Raw genomic sequence first — 21271 nt, 5'->3', positions numbered from 1 at the left:
TTATGTATCTCGATGAAGGAGATGGACTCATATCCTGACGAAAGAAAAGGAGAGCGGATGGTGTACTGCATTTTAAGGATTTTAAATAATAATGCACTTCTTGCAGAAGAAAAGGGCGATGGCAGTGAAAGAATTTTATTAGGAAAAGGGATTGGATTTGGCAAGAGAGCGGGAGATGAGGTGACGATCGATGAGGGAGTTCAAGTGTACACACCGGTCGTGAGAGAAGAACAGCACTCAGCAATCCATGCAGTCAATGCGATTGATCCGGTTTACATTGAGACAGCGGGCAAGATCATTGAGGCGGCAGAGAAAGTATTTGACTCGATCAATGGAGATATTTTACTTCCGTTGGCAGATCACCTTGCATTTGCCGCGAGGAGGGAGAGAGAGAATATCTTTCTTTCGAATCCGTTTATACCGGATATTAAGATTTTATTTGGAAAAGAGTATGCGGTAGCCTTAGAGAGCAGATCTATCATCGAGGAGATGACAGGATATCGGATTTCAGATGATGAGGCAGGATTTATCGCGCTTCATATTCATTCCGGACTTTCTGATGAAGCGGTGTCAGAGACATTAAAGGCAACACAGCTTATTGATGAGAGTATGCAGATCATAGAAGAACATTTGGAAAAAGAAATGCAGAAAGAAGCTTTGAATTACATCCGGCTGATGAGTCATCTGTATTATATGGTTGTCCGGACAAAGACCGGTGAAGCAGTCAACATTGATCTCAATGAGTTTGTGCAGGAAAAATATCCGGAGGCAATGAAAATTGCCGCTTTAATCTGTGATAACATGGCAGAAAAACTGGAAAGGCAGATCATGCAGGAAGAGGTTGGATTTCTTGCCATTCATATCCAGAGGATGATCGCAGCCTGAGGAATCGCTTGTTTGTGAAAAAAGAAGATGATAGAATATTTATGAATTACTCTATTTTTATAGAAAGAAATTTGTCAAGACGAAGGGAGATAGTAAAATGAAAAAGTTTGAGTACACAATCAAAGATGAGATGGGAATCCATGCAAGACCAGCGGGAATGCTTGCAAAAGAAGGAAAGAAGTATGAGAGTAAGATTACAATTACAAAAGAAGGAAGAACGGTGGAAGCGTCTAAGCTGATGGCGTTGATGTCTCTTGCAGTAAAATGTGGACAGACTGTAGAAGTACAGATTGAAGGAAGCGATGAAGAAGCTGCATATGAAGGCATGAAGTCATTTTTTGAAGCGAATTTGTAGAAAATGTAAGGAGAAGTAGTATGGAATGTTTGAAAGGAAAATCAGTCTATAAAGGAGTTGCATTTGGAAAAATATCCGTGCTGAAAAAAGATGACTATGTGGTAAAGCGTGTAAAGATTGAAGATACACAGGCAGAGCTTCAGAGAGTGGAAGAAGCAGTAGAGGCTTCTAAACAACAGCTTCAAAAATTATATGAAAAGGCATTAAAGGAAGTTGGAGAAGCCAGCGCTGCAATTTTTGAAGTCCATCAGATGATGCTGGAGGATGAAGATTACAAAGAATCCATTGAAAATATTATCAGTACACAGCAGGTCAATGCAGAATATGCGGTAGCTTCTACAGGAGATAATTTTTCCCAGATGTTTGCAAGCATGGATGATGATTATATGAGAGCAAGAGCTGCAGATATTAAGGACATTTCGAATCGTTTGGTAAAAAATCTGTCTGGACAGTCGGCAGATGTAATGGATCTGGATGAGCCGGTCATTGTTGTGGCAGATGATCTTTCTCCGAGTGAGACGGTTCAGATGGATAAGGAGAAAATACTGGCATTCGTGACTGTACATGGTTCCGCGAATTCCCATACGGCAATTTTAGCCCGTATGATGAATATTCCGGCTCTGATCGGAGTAGATATGGATTTAGAAGCGCTGCATACCGGAACAGAGGCGGCGGTGGATGGATTTCATGGAGAGTTCTTTGTGAATCCGTCAGAGGAAGTCAAAGAGAGGATTCAGAGAAAAATTGAGGAGGAGAAGGAAAAACAGGAGCTTCTTCAGCAGTTAAAGGGAAAAGAAAATGTCACAAAAGGCGGAAGACATATCAATCTGTATGCAAACATTGGCAGTGTAGCAGATATGGGATATGTATTGGAAAACGATGCAGGAGGTATCGGGCTGTTTCGAAGTGAATTCTTGTATATCGGAAGGAATGAGCTTCCAGATGAAGAAGAACAATTTCAGGCATATAAACAAGCAGTGCAAAATATGGCAGGCAAAAAGGTGATCATCCGAACACTGGATATCGGTGCCGATAAGCAGGCGGATTATCTGAACATTGAAAAAGAAGAAAATCCGGCGCTTGGATACCGGGCAATTCGGATCTGCCTTGCACAACCGGAAATCTTCAAGACACAGTTGCGGGCACTGTTCCGTGCGTCTGCTTATGGAAATCTGTCAATCATGTATCCGATGATCACCTCCACAGAGGAAGTAGTACAGATACAGGCAATCGTGCAGGAAGTCAAAGAAGAGTTGAAAGCAGATGGAATCCCATATAACGATGTTGAGGAAGGAGTCATGATTGAGACTCCGGCAGCAGTTATGATCAGTGATGAGCTGGCGAAGATGGTAGATTTCTTCAGCATTGGGACAAATGACCTGACACAATACACATTGGCAATTGACAGGCAGAATGAGAAACTTGACCGTTTCTACAATCCACACCATAAAGCAATCTTGAAAATGATTCAAATGGTTGTGGACAGCGCACATCAGGAAGGAAAATGGGCTGGTATCTGTGGAGAGTTAGGAGCAGATCCGGAATTGACAGAGACTTTTGTACGCATGGGTGTAGATGAGCTTTCTGTAGCTCCGTCTATGATCTTGAAATTAAGAAAGATCATTCGTGAGATGGAATAGGAGAAAGGCACAGATGGAGTATATTCGCAGGCATAAAAGGATTGTTCTGATCGGTCTTATCGTACTGGCAGTATTTACAGTTATTTTTGGTTTCCAGAGAAAAAGCGTGATGGAACAATCTGTAGAGGATGAACTGAAAGATGAGCCGAGAGAAGAAACTGTAAAAAGTGCAGAATTTTATTTGGATCAGTTGACAAAAAAAGAGATGGAAGTATATCTGTTCCTGAAAGATCAGATTGAGCAATTTCAGGGAGGGATACTGACTCTTCCGAAAGCTGTGAACGGAAAAGAATATGAGCGGATCACGGTGGCATTGGAATATGAAGGATATAATTATTTCTATGGATTCGTAGATATTCCGATGAATGAAGACAATGTGTATCTTCTCAATGATGAGAAAGATTTTTCCAAGATCACAGAGGATGAGATCACAAAGGTCGTGCTGTTTTTATCCTGTGCCAGTGGGATTGAGACACCAGGGGAGATTGCAGATGACGGAACGCTGAAAAATGCAGAGGAGATCCAGAAAGGCCTGTCGGTCAACGACGAAGAAAAGATAGTAAAGATTAAAGAAAAACAGGAAGAGACAGAGCGTGTACTGTCTGAGATCATAGATGGAATTCCTGAAAACAGCGGTCAGAAGAGTACCGTTGACTATTTCCTGAAATGGCTTGATCAAGAAATGAAAGTTCCGGATGACACTGTCACGACGGCAAGTGAGCTTTCACATATGGGAGAGATGCTGGAGCAAGTGTATCTGCAAAATCATCTTGTGGCAGTTACCGAGAAAAAAGCAAGTGTACTTGGGTATGCAAAGATTTTTTCGGAACTTTGCAGAAGAGCCGGCATGGATTCGCATGTTGTCATGGGACACTGGAATGGGAAATGGAGTCAGGATGAACAGTATGTTCTGTGCGCAGTGAAAATTGGGGATCAGACGGTTTACGTAGATGCCAGTGGAGCAAAAGGCAGTTCGCTGGCAGGACATCGATATTTGTCAGAGAAGGAAGCAAAGAATCGTCTTACCTTTGCAGACTGTTTTCAATATGACTAGGAGGAACAAGATGTTTAATTTTTTTAAGAAGAAACAAAACAATACATATATGCTCGGTGCGGTGGCAAAAGGAAAAGCAGTAGAGTTAAAGGAAGTAAACGACCCGACATTCAATTCAGGAATGCTAGGCCAGGGAGTTGCAATCGTTCCGTCTGAGGGCAAAATCTATGCACCGGCAGATGGAGAGATCGCGATGGTATTTGAGACACTTCATGCAGTCAGCATGACAGCAGATAACGGGGTGGAGATTTTAGTGCATGTCGGTCTGGATACGGTGGAGCTGAAGGGTGAAGGATTTGAGGCTCATGTTCAGGCAGGGGACAAAGTAAAAAAAGGTGATCTGATGTTAAGTGTCGATCTGGATGCGGTTCGGGCAGCCGGATATGATATTGTGACACCGATCCTCGTATGTAATACAGATGAGTACGCAGCGGTGGAAGGTCTTGCAGGGAAAGATGTTGTTCCAGGCGAAGATGTTGTGAAGATTCAGATGAAAAATTAGCAAGTTACTAAGGATTTTATTGCCGGGACTCCGGTGTAAAATAAATAATGAAAGAAAAAGAGGACTTTCATTGTGAATCAAAAGGGATTAAGAGTAAGGAGGAAAAAATTATGATGAGATATCTTCAAAGATTAGGGAAATCTCTGATGCTTCCGGTTGCATGTCTTCCGGTTGCGGCTATCCTGCAGGGAATCGGTTACTGGATCGACCCGACTGGATGGGGGGCAAACAATGTAATTGCAGCATTTTTATTAAAGGGCGGCGGATGTCTGATCGACCAGATGCCAATCTTGTTTGCAATTGGTGTAGCTGTTGGTATGTCTGACGATAACGATGGTACCGCAGGTCTTGCCGGACTCGTTTCATGGATCATGACAACGACATTACTTTCCACAGATGTTGTGGCAATGCTCACAAACACAGCAGTGGAAAAAGTAGACCCGGCATTTGGAAAAGTTCAGACACAGTTCATCGGTATTCTCTGTGGTCTGATCGCAGCTGCCTGCTACAACAAATTTAAAAATACAAAATTACCAGATGCATTTTCATTCTTCAGTGGAAAGAGATGTGTTGCGATCGTTACCGCAGGTGCATCTTTAATTTCCAGCTTAGTGCTGTTCTTTGTATGGCCGATCATTTACAATGTACTGGTAGCTGTTGGTAAATTTATCATGGATTTAGGTCCGATCGGAGCAGGTCTTTACGGTTTCTTCAACCGACTGCTGATTCCATTCGGTCTGCACCACGCACTGAACTCTGTATTCTGGTTTGACGTTGCGGGAATTAACGATATCGCAAAATTCTGGGGAAATGCAGAAGGCGGTGTAATGGGAACAACTGGTATGTACATGGCAGGATTCTTCCCTGTAATGATGTTCGGTCTTCCGGCAGCAGCTTTAGCAATGTATCACACAGCAAAAGATACAAAGAAGAAAGCGGCAGCAGGTCTTCTGATGTCAGTAGCAGTTGCTTCCTTCTTCAATGGTGTTACAGAACCTCTGGAATTCTCCTTCATGTTCCTTGCACCGGCGCTCTATGGTGTACACGCAGTATTGACAGGTATCTCTATGGCAGTTGTTGCAGCACTTCCGGTAAGAGCTGGTTTCAACTTCAGTGCAGGCTTGGTTGACTGGATCCTGAGCTTTAAAGCTCCGTTTGCACAGAATCCACTGCTTCTGATTCCAATCGGTCTTGTAGTTGGTGCGGTTTACTATGTAGTATTCCGTTTCGTGATTGTGAAATTTAACATGAAGACACCGGGACGTGAAGATGACAATATTGATGAGACAAAAGTAGAACTGGCAAACAATGACTTCACAGGAATTGCAAAAATTGTTCTCGAAGGTGTCGGCGGACCGGCAAACGTAACTTCTATTGACAACTGTATTACAAGACTTCGTCTGGAGATCAAAGATTATACATTAATCGATGAGCATAAGATCAAATCTGCCGGTGTAGCAGGAGTGATCCGTCCAAGCAAAACAGCTGTACAGGTTATTATTGGAACAAAAGTTCAGTTTGTAGCTGATGAATTTAAAAAGCTTTGTAAATAAGCATGAGATAGTTTAATCCCTTTTAAAACAGAACCGCTGTCGGGTAGCTGGAAGCAGTTACAAGGCGGCGGTTTTATGATATAGTGGAAACAGTATCATACAGATGAAATCAGGTTCAGGAGAGGAGAAAAAAATGGCAGGTATTTTAGAAGTGTGTGCAGACAGCATGGAGTCTGCTTTGGCAGCAGAAAGAGGAGGGGCAGATCGGATTGAATTGTGCGGAAATCTTGTGATTGGAGGAACAACACCGTCTCAGGCATTGTTTGAGAAGATCCGCAAAGAGACAAGCCTTAAAATCAGAGTGCTTTTAAGACCGAGATTCGGAGACTTCTGTTACAGTCAGAATGAGTATGAGATTTTGAAAGAAGAGGTAAAGTTGTTTCGGCGGCTGGGGGCAGACGGGATTGTGATCGGCTGCCTGAATCCGGATGGTTCCCTGAACATGGAGCAGATGCAGGGGTTGATCGCGGAGGCAGGAGATATGGATGTGGCTCTACATCGCGCTTTTGACGTAAGCAGGGATGCCCTGGAAGCGCTGGAGCAGGCAATCTCATTAGGATGCCGGACAATTCTGACAAGCGGACAGAAAAACTCTGCATGGGAAGGAAGAGAATTTCTAGCAAAGCTGCAGCAAGAGAGCAGAGGAAGGATAGAGATTTTGGCAGGAAGCGGGATTAAGCCGGAAATCATCGATCAGCTGCATGAGGAGACTGGAATTGCATCCTACCATATGTCTGGGAAAGTTGTTGTGGAAAGTAAAATGACTTTCCGGAGAGAAGGCGTCAATATGGGACTTCCAGGATTCAGCGAATATGAAATCTGGCAGAGCAGTGTCGAGAAAATCAAAGAGGCAAGAAAGATTGTAGATCAGTTTTAAAAGGATGTGAGGTATGCCCTTCCGTGTAGACAGAAAAAATATCTGTCTGTATGGGAGGGCTTTTGAGTTTTTTGCTAAGGGGGGAGAAAATACTTTTGCCTTTAAATTGACAAAAAGAAGTAGAAAGAGGTATACTAAAAGTAGATTTGAAACGGGTTTCATAATGAAAATTTTGTCACATTTTTAGGAGAAAATGGAGCAGTGAACAGAAAGGAGGGAAAGTGGATGGCAAGTATCAGAGAAGTAGCAAAGCGCGCGGGGGTGTCTCCCGCCACGGTTTCCCGCGTGATCAACGGAACTGCGAGAGTAGATGAGGAGAAGCGGGAACGGGTGGAAAAAGCGATTGAAGAAACCGGTTTCAGACCAAACGAACTTGCAAGGGCGCTATACCGGAAATCATCAAAGATAATCGGAGTCATCGTGCCGGATATTGAGAATCCATTTTTCAGTGAACTTGCAAAGGCGATTGAGAAGGAAGCGTATGAACAGGAATATCGTATCCTTCTCTGTAACTCGGATGATCAGAAAGAGAAGGAACTTGCAAACCTGCAAATGCTTGCACAGCTTCAGGCGGATGGTGTGATCTTAATGACAAATACCGGAGAAAAAAGCCAGAGTTATGAGGCAGTTTCCATGCCAATCGTTTTTGTGGACAGACGTTTGGATGAGATGGGACAGACCAGTGTGATCGAGGCAGATCATTATGCAGGGGGAAAACTGGCGGCGGAGTATCTGATTGCATGTGGATGCAGGCAGATCACATGTATTCGAGGCCCCCAAGAATTGTCCAGCGGCAAGAAGCGATACGAGGGATACCGGGAAGTATGTCGTCAGCATAGCATGAAGGAGCGTTTTGTGGACAGTACATACAAGTATGAGGATGGAGCCAAAGCCGCAGAAGAAGTACTCAGACGCTATCCGGACACAGACGGAATCATTGCCTGCAATGATATGACTGCAGTTTCGGTATATAAAGTACTGCAAAAAAGGGGATACCGGGTACCGGAAGACATCCAGATTATTGGATTTGATGGTGTGAAATTTGGACGTTTTTTGACACCGGAGCTGACGACAGTCGCACAGCCGATCAAAGAGATGGGCAAATGTGCGGTGCAGATGATTTTAGGTACTGTGAAGGAACTTCCAAGGGATAGAGAGATGAAGTTTCCGGTGATGCTGATCAAAGGAGAGACAACAAAGAATAAAATGTAGAACATGGAGGACAATGGGTATGAAGTTGGCAGTAGTGGGAAGTATAAACATGGATATGACAGTGACCGCTGAGCGGATTCCGTTGAAAGGGGAGACATTGCTCGGGGACAGCATTCACTATATTCCGGGCGGGAAAGGTGCGAACCAGGCGGTCGCGATGGCGAGACTTGGAGCAGAAGTAGAGATGTTCGGATGTGTGGGGGATGATAGCAATGGAGAAAAATTACTTGAAAATCTTAGAAAAGAAGGGGTAGGGACCAGACATATCAAAGTTCTAAAAGAAGTTCCGACCGGGATTGCCCTGATTACGGTTGGGGAAAATGACAATACGATCATCGTTGTGCCGGGGGCCAACGGACAGGTAGACCAGATCTATGCAGACAGTATCAAGGAAGAATTAAAGGCGTTTGATATGGTTGTGCTGCAGCAGGAAATTCCTCTGGAAACAGTCCACGATTTAATTTGCTTCTGCGCGGAAAATGGAATCAAGGTGATTTTAAATCCGGCGCCGGCAGCGAAGGTGCCTCTTGATATCATTGAGAAAGTGACGTATCTGACACCGAATGAACATGAGGCGGTACTTATTTTCGGTGAGGGAGAGACGACCGAAGAACTTCTGAAAAAATATCCAGAGAAGCTTGTGATCACGCAGGGATCTAGGGGAGTATCTGTGTGCAGAAAAAATGGAGAAGTACTGACCGTTCCGGCAAGACCGGCAATTGTGGCTGATACGACCGGGGCAGGCGATACATTAAATGGTGCTTTCTCAGTGCAGATCGCTAAAGGAGAGCCGATTGCAGAGGCGCTTCGTTATGCAAATACGGCGGCAAGTCTTTCGACTGAAAAATTTGGGGCACAGGGTGGAATGCCAACTGCAGAAGAAGTTGAGAGAGAATTAAAGCGGAACGAGGAAAAGATTGGATAAGTAAATAGCAATAGGATAAGGAAATGTAGTCTGCGGGCAAGAACTCACAGAAGATCTAAAAATTGATAAAAAAGATGGTGGGCACAGCCTTGACAAAATGGGACAAATGGAGTACGATAGGCAACATATAAGACATCAGCGATGAAAAGAATAAGTAATAACGGACATCACGTTCAGACAGAAAGCAGCCGGGTGATGAGAGGCGCATGGACCGTTTGTTATGAATACCTCTTGGAGCTTCACACCGAACAGATCAAGTAGGCTGTGACGGAGTAGATACACGTTATCGTATCTGAGTATTATGTTTTGTTCATCAGGAGAGGATGAGACACTGATACTTACTGAGACAGATGATGCGAGTCGTCTGTGAAAAAAGGTGGTACCGCAGGATTTACTCCTGCCCTTTCTGATGAAACAGAGAGGGCAGGAGTTTTTTATTGCATAGGGATTTCTTCGGAATTCTCTGTAATAAAAACGCTTTGCATGAGAATGCGTAATTCGCGGAAAGGAAATTAGCCGCTGGCGACATCGCTTGCGGAGAATGATACAGGAAAATAAGGATACTACCTGAAAGGGGGATACAAAATGGAACTTTGGGATCTATTTGATGAAAATCGCAGATTTTTATATAAACAGCATAACCGGCAGGAGCCACTTGCACCGGGGCATTATCATGTTGTTGTCGTTGTATGTGTGGTGAACAGCAAGGAAGAGATTCTGGTCACACTTCGGCATCCGGCGAAGGAAACTTACGCAAATTGCTGGGAAAATACAGGAGGAAGCGTACTTGCAGGGGAGACAAGCAGTCAGGGAGCAGTCAGGGAGCTTAAGGAAGAAACCGGAATCGGTGTATCGGAAGAAGAACTGATGCTGCTTGGAAGTGTCAGGGGAATCAGTGCATTTTATGATTTCTATGTGGTGAGAAAAGATGTAGAACTCTCGGATATTGTCCTGCAGGAAAATGAGACAGCAGATGCCCGATGGGTAACTTTGGAGCAATTTATCCAAATGGGAGAGGATGGAACACTGGCAGAACCGGTCTATAGGCGCTTCCGGCAGTTTGAAGAAGCATTTTGGAAATTGATTAAAAATGAAGGAGAGGAAAAGAAACATGAAAATTTATGATGAATTGAAAGCAAGAGGACTGATCGCACAGGTGACAGATGAGGAATTGATCAGCAATTTGATCAATGAAGGAAAGGCGACATTTTATATTGGATTTGACCCGACAGCAGACAGCCTTCATGTGGGACATTTCATGGCACTCTGTCTGATGAAACGTCTTCAGATGGCAGGGAACAAGCCAATCGCTCTGATTGGAGGAGGAACCGGATACATCGGAGACCCATCAGGAAGAACAGATATGCGTTCTATGATGACACCGGAGCAGATCCAGCATAACTGTGACTGTTTCAAAGAACAGATGAGCAAATTTATCGATTTCTCAGAAGGAAAAGCTATGATGGTCAACAACGCAGACTGGCTGTTAGATCTGAATTATATTGAATTGCTCCGTGAAGTGGGAGCTCACTTCAGCGTCAACCGTATGCTGACTGCAGAATGCTACAAACAGCGTATGGAAAAAGGACTTAGCTTCCTGGAATTCAACTACATGATCATGCAGGCATACGATTTCTACGCACTGTACCAGAAATACGGATGTAATTTACAGTTCGGAGGAGATGATCAGTGGAGCAACATGCTTGCAGGAACAGAATTGATCCGTCGAAAACTTGGAAAAGATGCAAGTGCGATGACAATCACACTGCTTTTAAACTCCGAGGGAAAGAAGATGGGAAAAACACAGTCCGGTGCAGTATGGCTTGATCCGAACAAGACTTCCCCATTTGAATTCTACCAGTACTGGAGAAATATCGCAGATGCCGATGTATTAAAATGCATCCGCATGCTTACATTCCTTCCGCTGGAAGAGATTGATGCAATGGACAAATGGGAAGGAAGCCAGTTAAATCAGGCAAAAGAGATCCTTGCATACGAGCTAACAAAACTTGTGCACGGTGAAGAAGAAGCAGTCAAAGCACAGGAAAGTTCCAGAGCACTCTTCAGTTCCGGAAATGCAGCAAATATGCCGACTGCTGAATTAGAGGAAAGTGATTTCACAGAAGGAATGATCGATATCCTGACACTTCTTGTAAAGAGCGGACTTGTTCCATCCAAATCCGAGGCAAGACGTGCAGTACAGCAGGGCGGTGTGTCTGTAAACGGAGAGAAAGTAGAAGATATTAAGACAGCATATGCTCCTGAGACATTTGATGGAGAAGACTTCGTGCTGAAGAGAGGAAAGAAAAACTTCCGTAAGATCGTGATGAAATAGAGAGAAGGTGGAAAAATGCTGCCGGATAGGAAGGAAGCAGAGAGTTTTTTGAGGGAATCTGAAGAAATTCATCCCGGGCCGTGGGCAGATCACTGCCGAACGGCCGCAGAGTGTGCGGAGAAAATCGCACGAAACTGCAGCGGACTTGATCCGGAAAAAGCATACATCATCGGATTACTCCATGATATCGGAAGAAGGATTGAAACCGGAACCCATTTTAAACATATCGTAGATGGATATGAGTGCATGATGGAGTACGGGTATGATGAGGTTGCCAGAGTCTGTATGACACATTCTTTTCAGATTAAAAATATTGAGAGTTATATCGGGAAGATTGATGTTCCGGAAGAAAAGTCAGAGATGGTAAGAACATTTCTCAACCATATAGAGCTTGACGATTATGATCTGCTGATACAACTTTGTGATGCAATCGCACTCCCGGAAGGACCGGTTTCCATGGAAAAAAGACTTCGTGATATCGAAGAAAGATATGGCAGTTATCCCGAAGACAAACGACAGAGATGCTATGAACTAAAAGCATATTTTGAAGAAAAGATGGGAAGATCGCTTTATGATGTCATTGGGGTAGATGAAATAACGCTTCCATAAGTATAAGAAAATGAAATCAGAAATGCGGGAGATCTACATGGGAAAGGAGAAGAAACATGTCATTTAGAGAAGGCAAAATCGAAGAATTACAGTTCAATCCATTTACAAAGATTGGAAAAGAATGGCTTTTGATTACGGCTGGAGATGAGGAAAAGCACAATACGATGACTGCAAGCTGGGGTGGTGTTGGTGTTCTCTGGGGAAAAAATGTTGTCACAACTTACATTCGCCCGCAGCGCTACACAAAAGAGTTCGTGGATGCACAAGATGTGTTTACAATTACATTTTTTGGGGAAAACTGCCGAGAAGCGCTTGCACTTTGTGGAAAAGTGTCTGGACGTGACGGGGATAAAATCAAAGAAGCTGGACTGACACCATACTTTGTAGATGGAACAACTGCATTTGAAGAGGCAGAAATGATTTTGGTATGTCGGAAACTTTATGCAGATGAGATTAAACCAGAGAAATTTATTGCAACAGAAAACGATGCGAGATGGTATCCGGAGAAAGATTACCATACAATGTACATTGCAGAGATCACAAAAGTGCTTGTAAAAGAAGCATAGGAAGAGAAAAAGAGCTTGAATTCCTTCAAAAATAGAAGGAGATCAGGCTCTTTTTTATGCTTCGAATTATGGAAACTCTTCGATATAAGATGCGCATTTTAAAATAATATTACAGAAACATTGGTTGAAAATATACTCGTAAAAAGTACTACATTTGAAAATACTGTACACTGTAAGGGGGAAGAGAAACCTGTCCGTTCATATTCACAGTTTCTCCGCTTAGTAGCTCTTCGGCTGTGCCGTTTAATTCGCCGGAATATGCAGTGTATTCGTTGTCCCCTGCGTTGACTGCTACAAGAATCCGTTCGCTTTCAGAACAGCGCTCAAAGATCAGCTGATGATTTTGGATCACTACATTTCGGTAAGAACCATTGCAGAGTGCATCGTGGCTTTTCCGGACGGAGATTAGTTTTGATACAAAATCAGTAAGAGTATTTGGCAGTGGTTTCTCAAAACATGGGCGCAAAGCATAATCATTGTCAGGAGATTTCACGCCTTCTGCTCCCCATTCACTTCCGTAATAAAGGCAGGGAATTCCCGGCATGGAAAACAGCAGTCCATATACGAGCGGAAGATGTGATGGATTGTTCAAGATACTTGCGATCCTTGTCACATCGTGATTATCTGCAAAAGTCATCAGGTGTTTTCCACGGTAAATACACCATTGTTCAGGACCAAACTGACGATTCAGAGAGTGTGCAATCTCAAAAAGGTTCCTATCGTTGAAGCTGGAGTAGAGACCCTTATAACATTCATAGTTTGTGCAACTGTGAAGCAGTTCATCGTTGACGATCAAGTTGTAATCGCCGAAGAGTACTTCTCCGATCAAAGCAAAATCAGGTTTTAGCTCCGCACAGAAATTGCGAAGACGGTGCATGAAATTGCGGTCAAGGCTGTATGCGACATCCAGGCGCAGACCATCGATATCAAATTCTGTGATCCATTTTTGGATACACGAAAGAAGGTAATCGACAACCGCAGGATTCTGGAGATTCAGTTTGACCAGTTCAAAATGTCCTTCCCAGCCCTCGTACCAGAATCCATCATTGTAGCAGCTGTTTCCGTCAAAACTGATATGGAACCAGTCTTTGTAAGCGGAATCCCATTTGTATTTTCTGACATCTTCAAAAGCCCAGAAATTTCTTCCAACATGATTGAAGACACCGTCCAGCACAATCTTAATGCCATGTGCATGGAGTGACTGGCAGACTTCGGAAAAATCCGAATTTGCTCCGAGCCTACAGTCCAGTTTTGTGAAATCTTTTGTGTCGTAACCGTGCGTATCTGATTCGAAGACCGGATTAAAGAGGATCGCATCGATACCGAGTGACTGAAGATAATCTGTCCAGTCAAGGACTTTTCGGATTCGTGGTGTTACGATTCCATCATTGGAAAGTGGTGCACCGCAGAAACCGATTGGATAAATCTGATAAAATGTACTATGATATGCCCACATAAAAAATTCCTTCCGTTGCTGTTGATTTTGGAATCTGCCATTTAGGAGCAGATTCCAGTGTAAACACAGTATACCACAAAATGTGGGATTTTAAAATCGGGTGAAAGAAATTGCTTGTGACATTTCAGAGGAAATGTAGGTGATTTCAGGAAGAATATAAAAAAATTTGTGGATCAGGGCTAGGAGAAATATATCTGGGAGAGAGAAGAAAAATGTTGGAAAACAGTAGAAAAATACGATAAAACAGTTGACAGAAAGACGTATTCATAATATAATCATAAAGTATGACATGAGAAGAAACAGTTTACACCAAAGCCCCGGAGTGAGCTGATTTCATAATAAACAATATTGATTTAATGAGAGAATATATTAGGAGGTCGACCAATGAAAACTTACATGGCTAATCCAGATAAGATTGAAAGAAAATGGTATGTAGTTGATGCAACAGACAAGACATTAGGACGTTTAACATCAGAAATCGCAAAAGTATTAAGAGGAAAAAATAAACCAGTTTATACACCGCACATCGACACAGGAGATTACGTAATCGTTGTAAATGCAGAGAAGATCGCAGTTACAGGTAAAAAATTAGATCAGAAAATCTACTACAATCACTCTGATTATGTAGGTGGAATGAAAGAAACTACATTAAGAGAAATGATGGATAAGAAACCAGAGAAAGTAATCGAACTTGCTGTAAAAGGAATGCTTCCAAAAGGACCTTTAGGAAGATCAATGATCAAAAAGCTTCATGTATACGCTGGACCAGAGCATGATCATCAGGCTCAGAAACCAGAAGTATTAACATTTTAAGGAAAGGTTGAAAGGAGGAAATTACAGTGGCTAAAGCAAAATTCTACGGAACAGGAAGAAGAAAAAAATCAATCGCAAGAGTATATTTAGTACCGGGAACAGGTAACATTACAATCAATAAAAGAGACATCGACGAATATTTAGGATTAGAGACATTAAAAGTTGTTGTTCGTCAGCCATTAGTAGCAACAGAGACACTTGACAAATTCGACGTATTAGTAAACGTACGCGGTGGTGGATACACAGGACAGGCTGGAGCTATCCGTCACGGTATCGCAAGAGCTTTACTTCAGGCAGATCCAGATTACAGACCAGTTCTGAAAAAAGCAGGATACTTAACACGTGACCCACGTATGAAAGAACGTAAGAAATACGGTCTCAAAGCAGCTCGTAGAGCACCACAGTTCAGCAAACGTTAATTATACGTTTCAGAACGTACAATTTCAAAAAGATTTTACAACTCCTCAGGACTTTGGTTCTGGGGAGTTTTTTTAGCAAAATAATGAACTTGATTTGCGACACCAATATTGAAGTAGAAGTTTTTATGAACTATAATGGTTGACGAAGATTAACCATAGGAGGATGTATGGATAAAGATTTTAGCTTGGAGAAGAAAAATTTTATTGAAACTTATAATCTTGCTAGACCAATTATGACGATACTAGGAGATCAAGTCCGCCAAGAGATCCTATTAGCTTTAATAGAAAGTGGGGGGATGGGAGGAATTCGAGTTGGTGAAATACAGAAAAAAAGTCATGTTTCGCGTTCCGCGGTATCGCATCATCTTAAAGTACTCTTAGATGCGGGGATTATCAATATGAGACGTGAGGGAACAAAGAATTACTATTATATTGATTTTGATGATACGACAGTAAAGCCAGTGATACTATTTTGGCAACAAGTAGAGCCAATGTTGAAAAGATGTAGCAAAGAAAGTGAAAAGAGGTTATAAAAATGAGTGTATATTCTATTTATTTTAGTCCGACAAACAGTACAAAAGAGATTGTAAATTTGGTGGCGAATGAATTTGGCAGTTATCAGGAAATTGATCTTAGCAAAAAAGAAGACATGGTCGATCAAGTATTTGATGCAGACGATGTTTGTGTGATTGGCGTTCCATCTTATGGAGGCCGGGTGCCAGGTATTGCGCTAGAGAGAATGAATAAATTTAAAGGGAATCATACAAAAGCTATATTGGTGGTATCATATGGCAATAGAGCATTTGAGGATACTCTGAAAGAATTAGCAGATAACTTAAGCAAAAGAGGTTTTTATTGTTTTGCTGCGATCGCTGCTATTGCAGAACATTCTATTATGCATCAATTTGCAACGGGACGTCCTGATGCCAATGATAAAAAAGAATTGAAAGACTTTACGAAAAAAATTATAGACAAAATGAACACGGATACAGCAAACAGTGAATTACGATTGCCGGGAAATTATCCCTATAGAGAATACAATGGTGTTCCATTAAAACCAAAGGCAGGAAGAAGCTGCACGGGATGTGGTGTTTGTGCAGAGGCATGTCCTGTAGGGGCAATCTCGATTGAAAATCCAAGAAAGACAAACAAAGATTTATGTATTTCATGTATGCGATGTGTGAAAATATGTCCAAGTCATTCTAGAAAGGTCAATTCCTTTATGGTTAAGGTTGCATCAAAGAAAATGAATGCTGCTTGTCAAGAAGAAAAAGAAAATGAACTTTTTATATAGTGCAGTATATAAATATAAAATAATAATTAGGAGAATTCCGGTTTTCTGGACTTCAGACTTGGAGAGTTTTTGTAGAAGTCTGATATCTATATCTTTGCTTCTTATGGTTAGGGAATATCCTACTGTTGGAATATAGGATCATGGAAGGAGCCTGTGTATGTGTATTCGGAGAAAGAAGAATAGACATGCAACGATTGTAGAGTAGATGAAACAGTCGCGGGGGGATTCGCTCTGTTAAATTGAGTAAGAAGTAGAAGATAATTTGGGGTAAATGAATATGGAATTAAGAATCTTACGCTATTTTTTAACGGTGGCAAAAGAACAAAGTTTTACAAAAGCAGCGGAACAACTACACATCACACAGCCAACCTTATCCAGACAGATTGCAGCGCTTGAGGAGGAACTGGGTACCGTTCTGTTTGTTCGCAAAGGGAGAAGTATTACGCTTACAGATGGAGGAATTTTGTTAAAGCGAAGAGCATTGGAAATCCTTAATCTTGAAGATCGAATGCTGGAAGAACTGAGAGGAACTGAAGAAGTGATAGAAGGAACAGTTACTTTTGGGTGCGGAGAGTTTACAGCAGTAGAAACATTGGCAAAAATATGTAAGCAATATAAAGAAAAATATCCGCTTGTCCAGATTGCGATTCATACCGCAACAGCGGACACTATATATGAGATGATGAATAAAGGGCTTGTAGATATTGCATTGTTCATGGAACCAGTGGATACAGAAGGGCTTGATTATATTAGAATAAAAGACTGCGATCATTGGGTAGTAGGAATGCGCCCTGATGATCCGCTTGCTAATAAGAAGTACATAGAAAAGAATGATATTTTGGATAAGCCGGTTATTTTACCAGAAAGGGTGGGGGTTCAGAGCGAACTTGCCAATTGGTTTGGAAAAGATTTTTCCAGTCTTGATATTTCATTTATAAGCAATCTTGGAACAAATGCCGGTGTGATGGCGGCAAATGGACTTGGGTATCCAATTTCCATTGAGGGTGCTGTAAAATATTGGAGGGAAGAGATACTTGTGCAAAGGAGACTTTATCCAGAGATTACTGCGAGCGTAGTGATTGCATGGAGAAGACATATTCCTTATTCACAAGCAGTAAATAAGATGATAGAAGAAATCAATGCTGTTTAGGCATAAATGTGAATACGATATAAGTATTGGACATGATAAGATGATAGATTATAGAATAGATGTGCAGGATCAGAAGATATCTTGCACATCTATTTTTAGAAAGGGGACAAATAACTATGGGAAAAAGATTAGTGGCATATTTTAGCGCAAGTGGAACAACGAAAAAGGTAGCAGAAATGATTGCTGATAGTGCAAAAGCAGATTTGTTTGAGATTACACCAGAGGTTCCATATACAAGTGCTGACCTTAATTGGATGGATAAAAAATCCAGAAGCAGTATAGAGATGAATGATAAAAAATTCAGACCGAAAGTATTAGATACAGAGATAGACCCGAAAGTCTATGATGAAATTATTTTAGGATTTCCAATTTGGTGGTACGTAGCACCGACGATCGTCAATACCTTTTTGGAAAAATATAATTTCTCAGATAAAAAGATTATTCTATTTGCCACTTCCGGCGGAAGTGGATTTGGAAACACAGCAAGAGAATTGAAGTTCTCGGTACCGGACAGCATGATTGCAGAAGGAAAGGTATTTAACAATGCAACTAGACAACAAATCGTTGAATGGGTAGAAACATTATAAGTTTGGAGAGATGTAACATGAAATTACTTCAAATGAATGGTGTGAGCCGGTTACTAATAAAGGTTACAGCAAATTAGCATAATGAAAAGCAGTAAAGAAAGATGGATATCTATGGAAAGATAGGATGTTTATTTGCGAAGGGAGGGCATAAAAAATGGAATATGTCAAATTAGGAAATACGGATATCAGTGTATCGAAAATTTGCTTAGGCTGCATGAGTTTTGGGAAGGCCGGAACGATGCATGATTGGACAATTGATGAAAACGAAAGTGAAAAAGTAATCCAACATGCGTTGGAGCTTGGAATTAATTTCTTTGATACAGCAAATGGATATTCGGCAGGGACAAGCGAGGAATATCTTGGTAAGGCAATCAAGAAAAATATTGCAAGGGATCAGGTAGTTATCGCTTCAAAAGTATATTTTAATGAAGGACGTTTATCGCGAAAAGCAATCATGCGGGAAATCGAAGGCACTTTGCAGAGATTGGGCACAGATTATCTGGATTTGTATATTATTCATAGATTTGATTATGATACACCGATTGAGGAAACAATGGAGGCTCTACATGATTTGGTGAAAGCTGGAAAAGTAAGAGCAATTGGTGCATCTGCAATGTATGGTTACCAGTTTTACAATATGCAGCTTATAGCAAAAGAACGTGGCTGGACACAATTTTCTGTAATGGAGAATCACTATAATTTGCTCTATCGAGAGGATGAAAGAGAACTGCTCCCTATTTGTAGACAGATGGGAGTTTCTCTTACACCATATAGTCCGTTGGCGGCTGGACATTTAAGCAGGCCAGAATGGAAAACAAATTCACTGCGTAGCAAAACAGATAGAGTAGCTATGGGGAAATATGATGGCATGGAAAAGCAGGATAGGAAGATTGTAGAGAGAGTATATGAGCTTTCCCAAAAACATAATTGCAAAATGTCTCAAATTGCACTTGCATGGCAGTGGATGAAAGGTATTTCTTCACCGATTATCGGTGCTACCAAGACAGTATATCTTGATGATGCAGTTGGAGCTTTGGATGTGAAATTAACAGATTTAGATAAGGAATATTTGGAGGAAATGTATGTTCCACATCCGATTGTGGGTGCAATTAATCATAATCCAGAACAGACAATTTCAAGAGGCACAGTAAAATAGCCAATTAAATTAAGTATAAATAGGCATTTCTATAGCGATGGGCAACGTTCTTTTTGGAGAAGTTTTTATAGAAAATTTGAATAAAGTATATAACAAAAAACAATTTAACATATGAAACGGATAGTGCTAGAATGTGACTGGTGTTGGAAAACATAAAAGAGGAGGAAAAATATGAAAAAGAAATTTTTAAGCCTGTTTTTAGTTGCTGCATTATCCGTTTCGATGTTCGCAGGATGCGGAAAAGGCGAAGAGAAAAAAGAAGAAAATGCTGCAGCGAAAAACGAAACAAAAACAGAATATGTAAGTAAAAATGGGAACACCATGGTTCTTACATTATTTCAAAACCCAAAAACATTAGACATTCAAAAAACAAATGCAGATTATTTTATTCCGCTTCAGATTTATGATCGTCTTGTCGATGTAACTGTAAATGAAGCTGGAGAAACAGAGATTATTCCAAGTCTTGCTGAAAAATGGGATATCAGTGAAGATGGTCTTACGTACACATTCCACTTAAGAAAAGGTGTAAAATTCCACAATGGGGAAGAATTAAAAGCAGATGATGTACTATTTACCATTGATAAAGCTGTAAATCCAGAAGAAGCTTGTATCAATGCAGCTCAGTATCAGGAAGTAAAAGGGTACCAAGATCGTCTGGATGGAAAAACAGATGTGATTGAAGGTGTTAAAGTAATTGATGATTACACAGTTGCAATCACACTTTCAGCGCCATCAGCATCTTTTCTTGCAAATATGACAGGCGCTCCGGCTTCTATCTATAACCGTAAAGCTGTCGAAGAAGGAAAAGATAAATTTGGATTTGACCCAGAATACACTGTTGGTACAGGGTATATGAAGTTTAAAGACTGGACACAAGATCAGGAGATCAATCTTGTAAGAAATGATGAATATTTCAATACACCGGCTAAAATCGATGGAGTCCGCTATTTAATGAACATTGATGCCTCTACCGAACGTATGATGTTTGAAAATGGTGAGTTAGATTACATGGGTGTAAAGGCAGATGACCTTGAGCATTTCAAAAATGATGAATTTTGGAAAGATTACTTAATCGGATATCAGCCACCAAGTATGGATTACATGATTTTCAATCAGAACGACACATTCATGGCGGATGTAAATGTAAGAAAAGCTGTTCAGGCAGCGATCAATCGTGATTTGATCAATCAGAACTTCTATAATGGTGAAGGAACGTTATTAAATGGTGTTCTTCCTCCGGCAATTCCGGGATACTCTGAAGATCAAACACCAATTAAATACGATGTAGAAGAAGCAAAAAAATTATTAAAAGAAGCAGGCCATGAGTCAGATGTGACACTTACAATTCTTCAGAATGGAGAAAGTACATATACACATCCTATTAATGAAATGATTCAGTCTATGCTTGGAGAAGCAGGGATTAAAGCTGAAATCAAAAACATGGATATGACATCTTACTGGGATACCATTGCAAGTGGAGAAGGGTATTCTATTTCACTGGGACCTGTAACAGCAGATGTTCCGGATCCAGGAGCATTCTTCACAACATTTACAGTGGAAAATAGCGCTTCGAATGGATATAACATCAAAGACAAAGCGTTAAGCGATAAGATCAAAGAAGCAAATGCAAAACTTGATCCAAAAGAAAGAATTGCAGCCCTTCAGGCATTAGAATCAGAAATCGTAACAGAACAGGCATTATACTTACCGATCGCAGCTGAAAAACGTACATGCATCATTAGCCCAAGATTGAAGAACTTTCAGCTTGGCTGGCAGGGATGGGTTTGCTGCTCAACACATAATGTAGAAATCGATGATTCTTACAATAAATAAATAGCAATGTATAAAAGGTATCAGATTTGATACCTTTTATACATATAAGG

At 41.2% G+C, this 21271-nt stretch carries 22 protein-coding genes and 1 other annotated feature; of the genes, 21 read left to right on the top strand and 1 reads right to left on the bottom strand.

The features are described 5' to 3' along the window. Nucleotides 1-57: 57 nt before the first annotated feature. The 13 genes from EDD74_RS00860 to EDD74_RS00800 all read left to right on the top strand — a co-directional run bounded on the left by EDD74_RS00860 (nt 58) and on the right by EDD74_RS00800 (nt 12513). The gene (locus EDD74_RS00860; RefSeq protein ID WP_009263696.1) at nt 58-885 is read left to right on the top strand and encodes a PRD domain-containing protein; all 828 of its coding nucleotides are present in this window, start codon (nt 58-60) and stop codon (nt 883-885) included. Nucleotides 886-982: 97 nt separating this feature from the next. Further along, entirely contained in the window at nt 983-1240 is a 258-nt protein-coding gene (locus tag EDD74_RS00855; protein ID WP_008977517.1) for an HPr family phosphocarrier protein, read from the top strand. A gap of 20 nt (nt 1241-1260) precedes the next feature. Next, nucleotides 1261-2880 (top strand): phosphoenolpyruvate--protein phosphotransferase, encoded by a 1620-nt coding sequence (gene ptsP / locus EDD74_RS00850; protein ID WP_116441134.1) that lies wholly within the window; start codon nt 1261-1263, stop codon nt 2878-2880. A gap of 13 nt (nt 2881-2893) precedes the next feature. Continuing rightward, the gene (locus tag EDD74_RS00845; protein ID WP_116441135.1) at nt 2894-3934 is read left to right on the top strand and encodes a hypothetical protein; all 1041 of its coding nucleotides are present in this window, start codon (nt 2894-2896) and stop codon (nt 3932-3934) included. A gap of 10 nt (nt 3935-3944) precedes the next feature. Beyond that, nucleotides 3945-4436, top strand: a complete 492-nt coding sequence (locus EDD74_RS00840) for a PTS sugar transporter subunit IIA (RefSeq protein ID WP_116441136.1) — start codon at nt 3945-3947, stop codon at nt 4434-4436. 110 nt (nt 4437-4546) lie between these two features. Continuing rightward, complete coding sequence (nagE, locus tag EDD74_RS00835) at nt 4547-5989, top strand: N-acetylglucosamine-specific PTS transporter subunit IIBC (RefSeq protein ID WP_116441137.1); 1443 nt, start codon at nt 4547-4549, stop codon at nt 5987-5989. Nucleotides 5990-6122: 133 nt separating this feature from the next. Beyond that, nucleotides 6123-6866, top strand: coding sequence for a copper homeostasis protein CutC (locus tag EDD74_RS00830; protein WP_009263691.1), 744 nt, complete (start codon nt 6123-6125; stop codon nt 6864-6866). 225 nt (nt 6867-7091) lie between these two features. Further along, nucleotides 7092-8078: a LacI family DNA-binding transcriptional regulator gene (locus EDD74_RS00825; RefSeq protein ID WP_009263690.1), complete on the top strand. Its 987-nt coding sequence runs from the start codon at nt 7092-7094 to the stop codon at nt 8076-8078. A gap of 19 nt (nt 8079-8097) precedes the next feature. Continuing rightward, complete coding sequence (rbsK, locus tag EDD74_RS00820; protein ID WP_116441138.1) at nt 8098-9003, top strand: ribokinase; 906 nt, start codon at nt 8098-8100, stop codon at nt 9001-9003. Nucleotides 9004-9135: 132 nt separating this feature from the next. Continuing rightward, nucleotides 9136-9411 (top strand) — a binding site (T-box leader). 177 nt (nt 9412-9588) lie between these two features. Beyond that, nucleotides 9589-10128 carry an NUDIX hydrolase gene (locus tag EDD74_RS00815; protein WP_116441139.1) on the top strand — a complete coding sequence of 180 codons (540 nt, stop codon included), beginning with the start codon at nt 9589-9591 and terminating at the stop codon, nt 10126-10128. After that, complete coding sequence (tyrS, locus tag EDD74_RS00810; protein WP_008977508.1) at nt 10115-11338, top strand: tyrosine--tRNA ligase; 1224 nt, start codon at nt 10115-10117, stop codon at nt 11336-11338. The genes EDD74_RS00815 and tyrS overlap by 14 nt, the downstream gene beginning before the upstream one ends. A 15-nt stretch (nt 11339-11353) precedes the next feature. Next, a complete protein-coding gene (locus EDD74_RS00805; RefSeq protein WP_116441140.1) occupies nt 11354-11947 on the top strand; it encodes an HD domain-containing protein in 594 nt (197 codons plus the stop codon). A 56-nt stretch (nt 11948-12003) separates the two neighbouring features. After that, the gene (locus EDD74_RS00800) at nt 12004-12513 is read left to right on the top strand and encodes a flavin reductase (RefSeq protein WP_116441141.1); all 510 of its coding nucleotides are present in this window, start codon (nt 12004-12006) and stop codon (nt 12511-12513) included. Nucleotides 12514-12661: 148 nt separating this feature from the next. Here the strand turns inward: EDD74_RS00800 and EDD74_RS00795 are convergent, their stop codons facing one another. After that, nucleotides 12662-13969, bottom strand: a complete 1308-nt coding sequence (locus tag EDD74_RS00795) for an alpha-amylase family glycosyl hydrolase (RefSeq protein WP_116441142.1) — start codon at nt 13967-13969, stop codon at nt 12662-12664. 384 nt (nt 13970-14353) lie between these two features. Between EDD74_RS00795 and rplM the strand changes: the two genes are divergently transcribed. The 8 genes from rplM to EDD74_RS00755 all read left to right on the top strand — a co-directional run bounded on the left by rplM (nt 14354) and on the right by EDD74_RS00755 (nt 21221). Continuing rightward, nucleotides 14354-14782: a 50S ribosomal protein L13 gene (gene rplM / locus EDD74_RS00790; protein WP_008977505.1), complete on the top strand. Its 429-nt coding sequence runs from the start codon at nt 14354-14356 to the stop codon at nt 14780-14782. Between the two features lie 26 nt (nt 14783-14808). Further along, entirely contained in the window at nt 14809-15201 is a 393-nt protein-coding gene (gene rpsI, locus EDD74_RS00785) for a 30S ribosomal protein S9 (RefSeq protein WP_008977504.1), read from the top strand. A gap of 167 nt (nt 15202-15368) precedes the next feature. Then, nucleotides 15369-15734, top strand: coding sequence for an ArsR/SmtB family transcription factor (locus tag EDD74_RS00780; protein WP_008977501.1), 366 nt, complete (start codon nt 15369-15371; stop codon nt 15732-15734). A 2-nt stretch (nt 15735-15736) separates the two neighbouring features. Beyond that, on the top strand, nt 15737-16495 hold the full coding sequence (locus tag EDD74_RS00775; protein ID WP_116441143.1) for a 4Fe-4S binding protein: 759 nt from the start codon (nt 15737-15739) through the stop codon (nt 16493-16495). Nucleotides 16496-16772: 277 nt separating this feature from the next. Beyond that, nucleotides 16773-17645, top strand: coding sequence for a LysR family transcriptional regulator (locus EDD74_RS00770; RefSeq protein WP_116441144.1), 873 nt, complete (start codon nt 16773-16775; stop codon nt 17643-17645). Nucleotides 17646-17761: 116 nt separating this feature from the next. Continuing rightward, the gene (locus EDD74_RS00765; protein WP_116441145.1) at nt 17762-18232 is read left to right on the top strand and encodes a flavodoxin; all 471 of its coding nucleotides are present in this window, start codon (nt 17762-17764) and stop codon (nt 18230-18232) included. Between the two features lie 154 nt (nt 18233-18386). Further along, nucleotides 18387-19388, top strand: a complete 1002-nt coding sequence (locus EDD74_RS00760) for an aldo/keto reductase (RefSeq protein ID WP_116441146.1) — start codon at nt 18387-18389, stop codon at nt 19386-19388. Nucleotides 19389-19559: 171 nt separating this feature from the next. Then, complete coding sequence (locus EDD74_RS00755) at nt 19560-21221, top strand: ABC transporter substrate-binding protein (RefSeq protein ID WP_016439859.1); 1662 nt, start codon at nt 19560-19562, stop codon at nt 21219-21221. Nucleotides 21222-21271: the final 50 nt, after the last annotated feature.

The sequence above is a fragment of the Faecalimonas umbilicata genome (assembly GCF_004346095.1).
Lineage (GTDB): Bacteria > Bacillota > Clostridia > Lachnospirales > Lachnospiraceae > Faecalimonas > Faecalimonas umbilicata.
The sequence above is the reverse complement of the archived record's forward strand: the minus strand, read 5'-3'. Positions and strand labels throughout refer to the sequence as shown.

Excerpts from the sequence above, each read along its gene's own strand:
- EDD74_RS00860 (WP_009263696.1), top strand. The coding sequence starts at position 58 with ATGGTGTACTGCATTTTAAGGATTTTAAATAATAATGCACTTCTTGCA.
- EDD74_RS00855 (WP_008977517.1), top strand. The coding sequence starts at position 983 with ATGAAAAAGTTTGAGTACACAATCAAAGATGAGATGGGAATCCATGCA.
- ptsP (WP_116441134.1), top strand. The coding sequence starts at position 1,261 with ATGGAATGTTTGAAAGGAAAATCAGTCTATAAAGGAGTTGCATTTGGA.
- EDD74_RS00845 (WP_116441135.1), top strand. The coding sequence starts at position 2,894 with ATGGAGTATATTCGCAGGCATAAAAGGATTGTTCTGATCGGTCTTATC.
- EDD74_RS00840 (WP_116441136.1), top strand. The coding sequence starts at position 3,945 with ATGTTTAATTTTTTTAAGAAGAAACAAAACAATACATATATGCTCGGT.
- nagE (WP_116441137.1), top strand. The coding sequence starts at position 4,547 with ATGATGAGATATCTTCAAAGATTAGGGAAATCTCTGATGCTTCCGGTT.
- EDD74_RS00830 (WP_009263691.1), top strand. The coding sequence starts at position 6,123 with ATGGCAGGTATTTTAGAAGTGTGTGCAGACAGCATGGAGTCTGCTTTG.
- EDD74_RS00825 (WP_009263690.1), top strand. The coding sequence starts at position 7,092 with ATGGCAAGTATCAGAGAAGTAGCAAAGCGCGCGGGGGTGTCTCCCGCC.
- rbsK (WP_116441138.1), top strand. The coding sequence starts at position 8,098 with ATGAAGTTGGCAGTAGTGGGAAGTATAAACATGGATATGACAGTGACC.
- EDD74_RS00815 (WP_116441139.1), top strand. The coding sequence starts at position 9,589 with ATGGAACTTTGGGATCTATTTGATGAAAATCGCAGATTTTTATATAAA.
- tyrS (WP_008977508.1), top strand. The coding sequence starts at position 10,115 with ATGAAAATTTATGATGAATTGAAAGCAAGAGGACTGATCGCACAGGTG.
- EDD74_RS00805 (WP_116441140.1), top strand. The coding sequence starts at position 11,354 with ATGCTGCCGGATAGGAAGGAAGCAGAGAGTTTTTTGAGGGAATCTGAA.
- EDD74_RS00800 (WP_116441141.1), top strand. The coding sequence starts at position 12,004 with ATGTCATTTAGAGAAGGCAAAATCGAAGAATTACAGTTCAATCCATTT.
- EDD74_RS00795 (WP_116441142.1), bottom strand. The coding sequence starts at position 13,969 with ATGTGGGCATATCATAGTACATTTTATCAGATTTATCCAATCGGTTTC.
- rplM (WP_008977505.1), top strand. The coding sequence starts at position 14,354 with ATGAAAACTTACATGGCTAATCCAGATAAGATTGAAAGAAAATGGTAT.
- EDD74_RS00780 (WP_008977501.1), top strand. The coding sequence starts at position 15,369 with ATGGATAAAGATTTTAGCTTGGAGAAGAAAAATTTTATTGAAACTTAT.
- EDD74_RS00775 (WP_116441143.1), top strand. The coding sequence starts at position 15,737 with ATGAGTGTATATTCTATTTATTTTAGTCCGACAAACAGTACAAAAGAG.
- EDD74_RS00770 (WP_116441144.1), top strand. The coding sequence starts at position 16,773 with ATGGAATTAAGAATCTTACGCTATTTTTTAACGGTGGCAAAAGAACAA.
- EDD74_RS00765 (WP_116441145.1), top strand. The coding sequence starts at position 17,762 with ATGGGAAAAAGATTAGTGGCATATTTTAGCGCAAGTGGAACAACGAAA.
- EDD74_RS00760 (WP_116441146.1), top strand. The coding sequence starts at position 18,387 with ATGGAATATGTCAAATTAGGAAATACGGATATCAGTGTATCGAAAATT.
- EDD74_RS00755 (WP_016439859.1), top strand. The coding sequence starts at position 19,560 with ATGAAAAAGAAATTTTTAAGCCTGTTTTTAGTTGCTGCATTATCCGTT.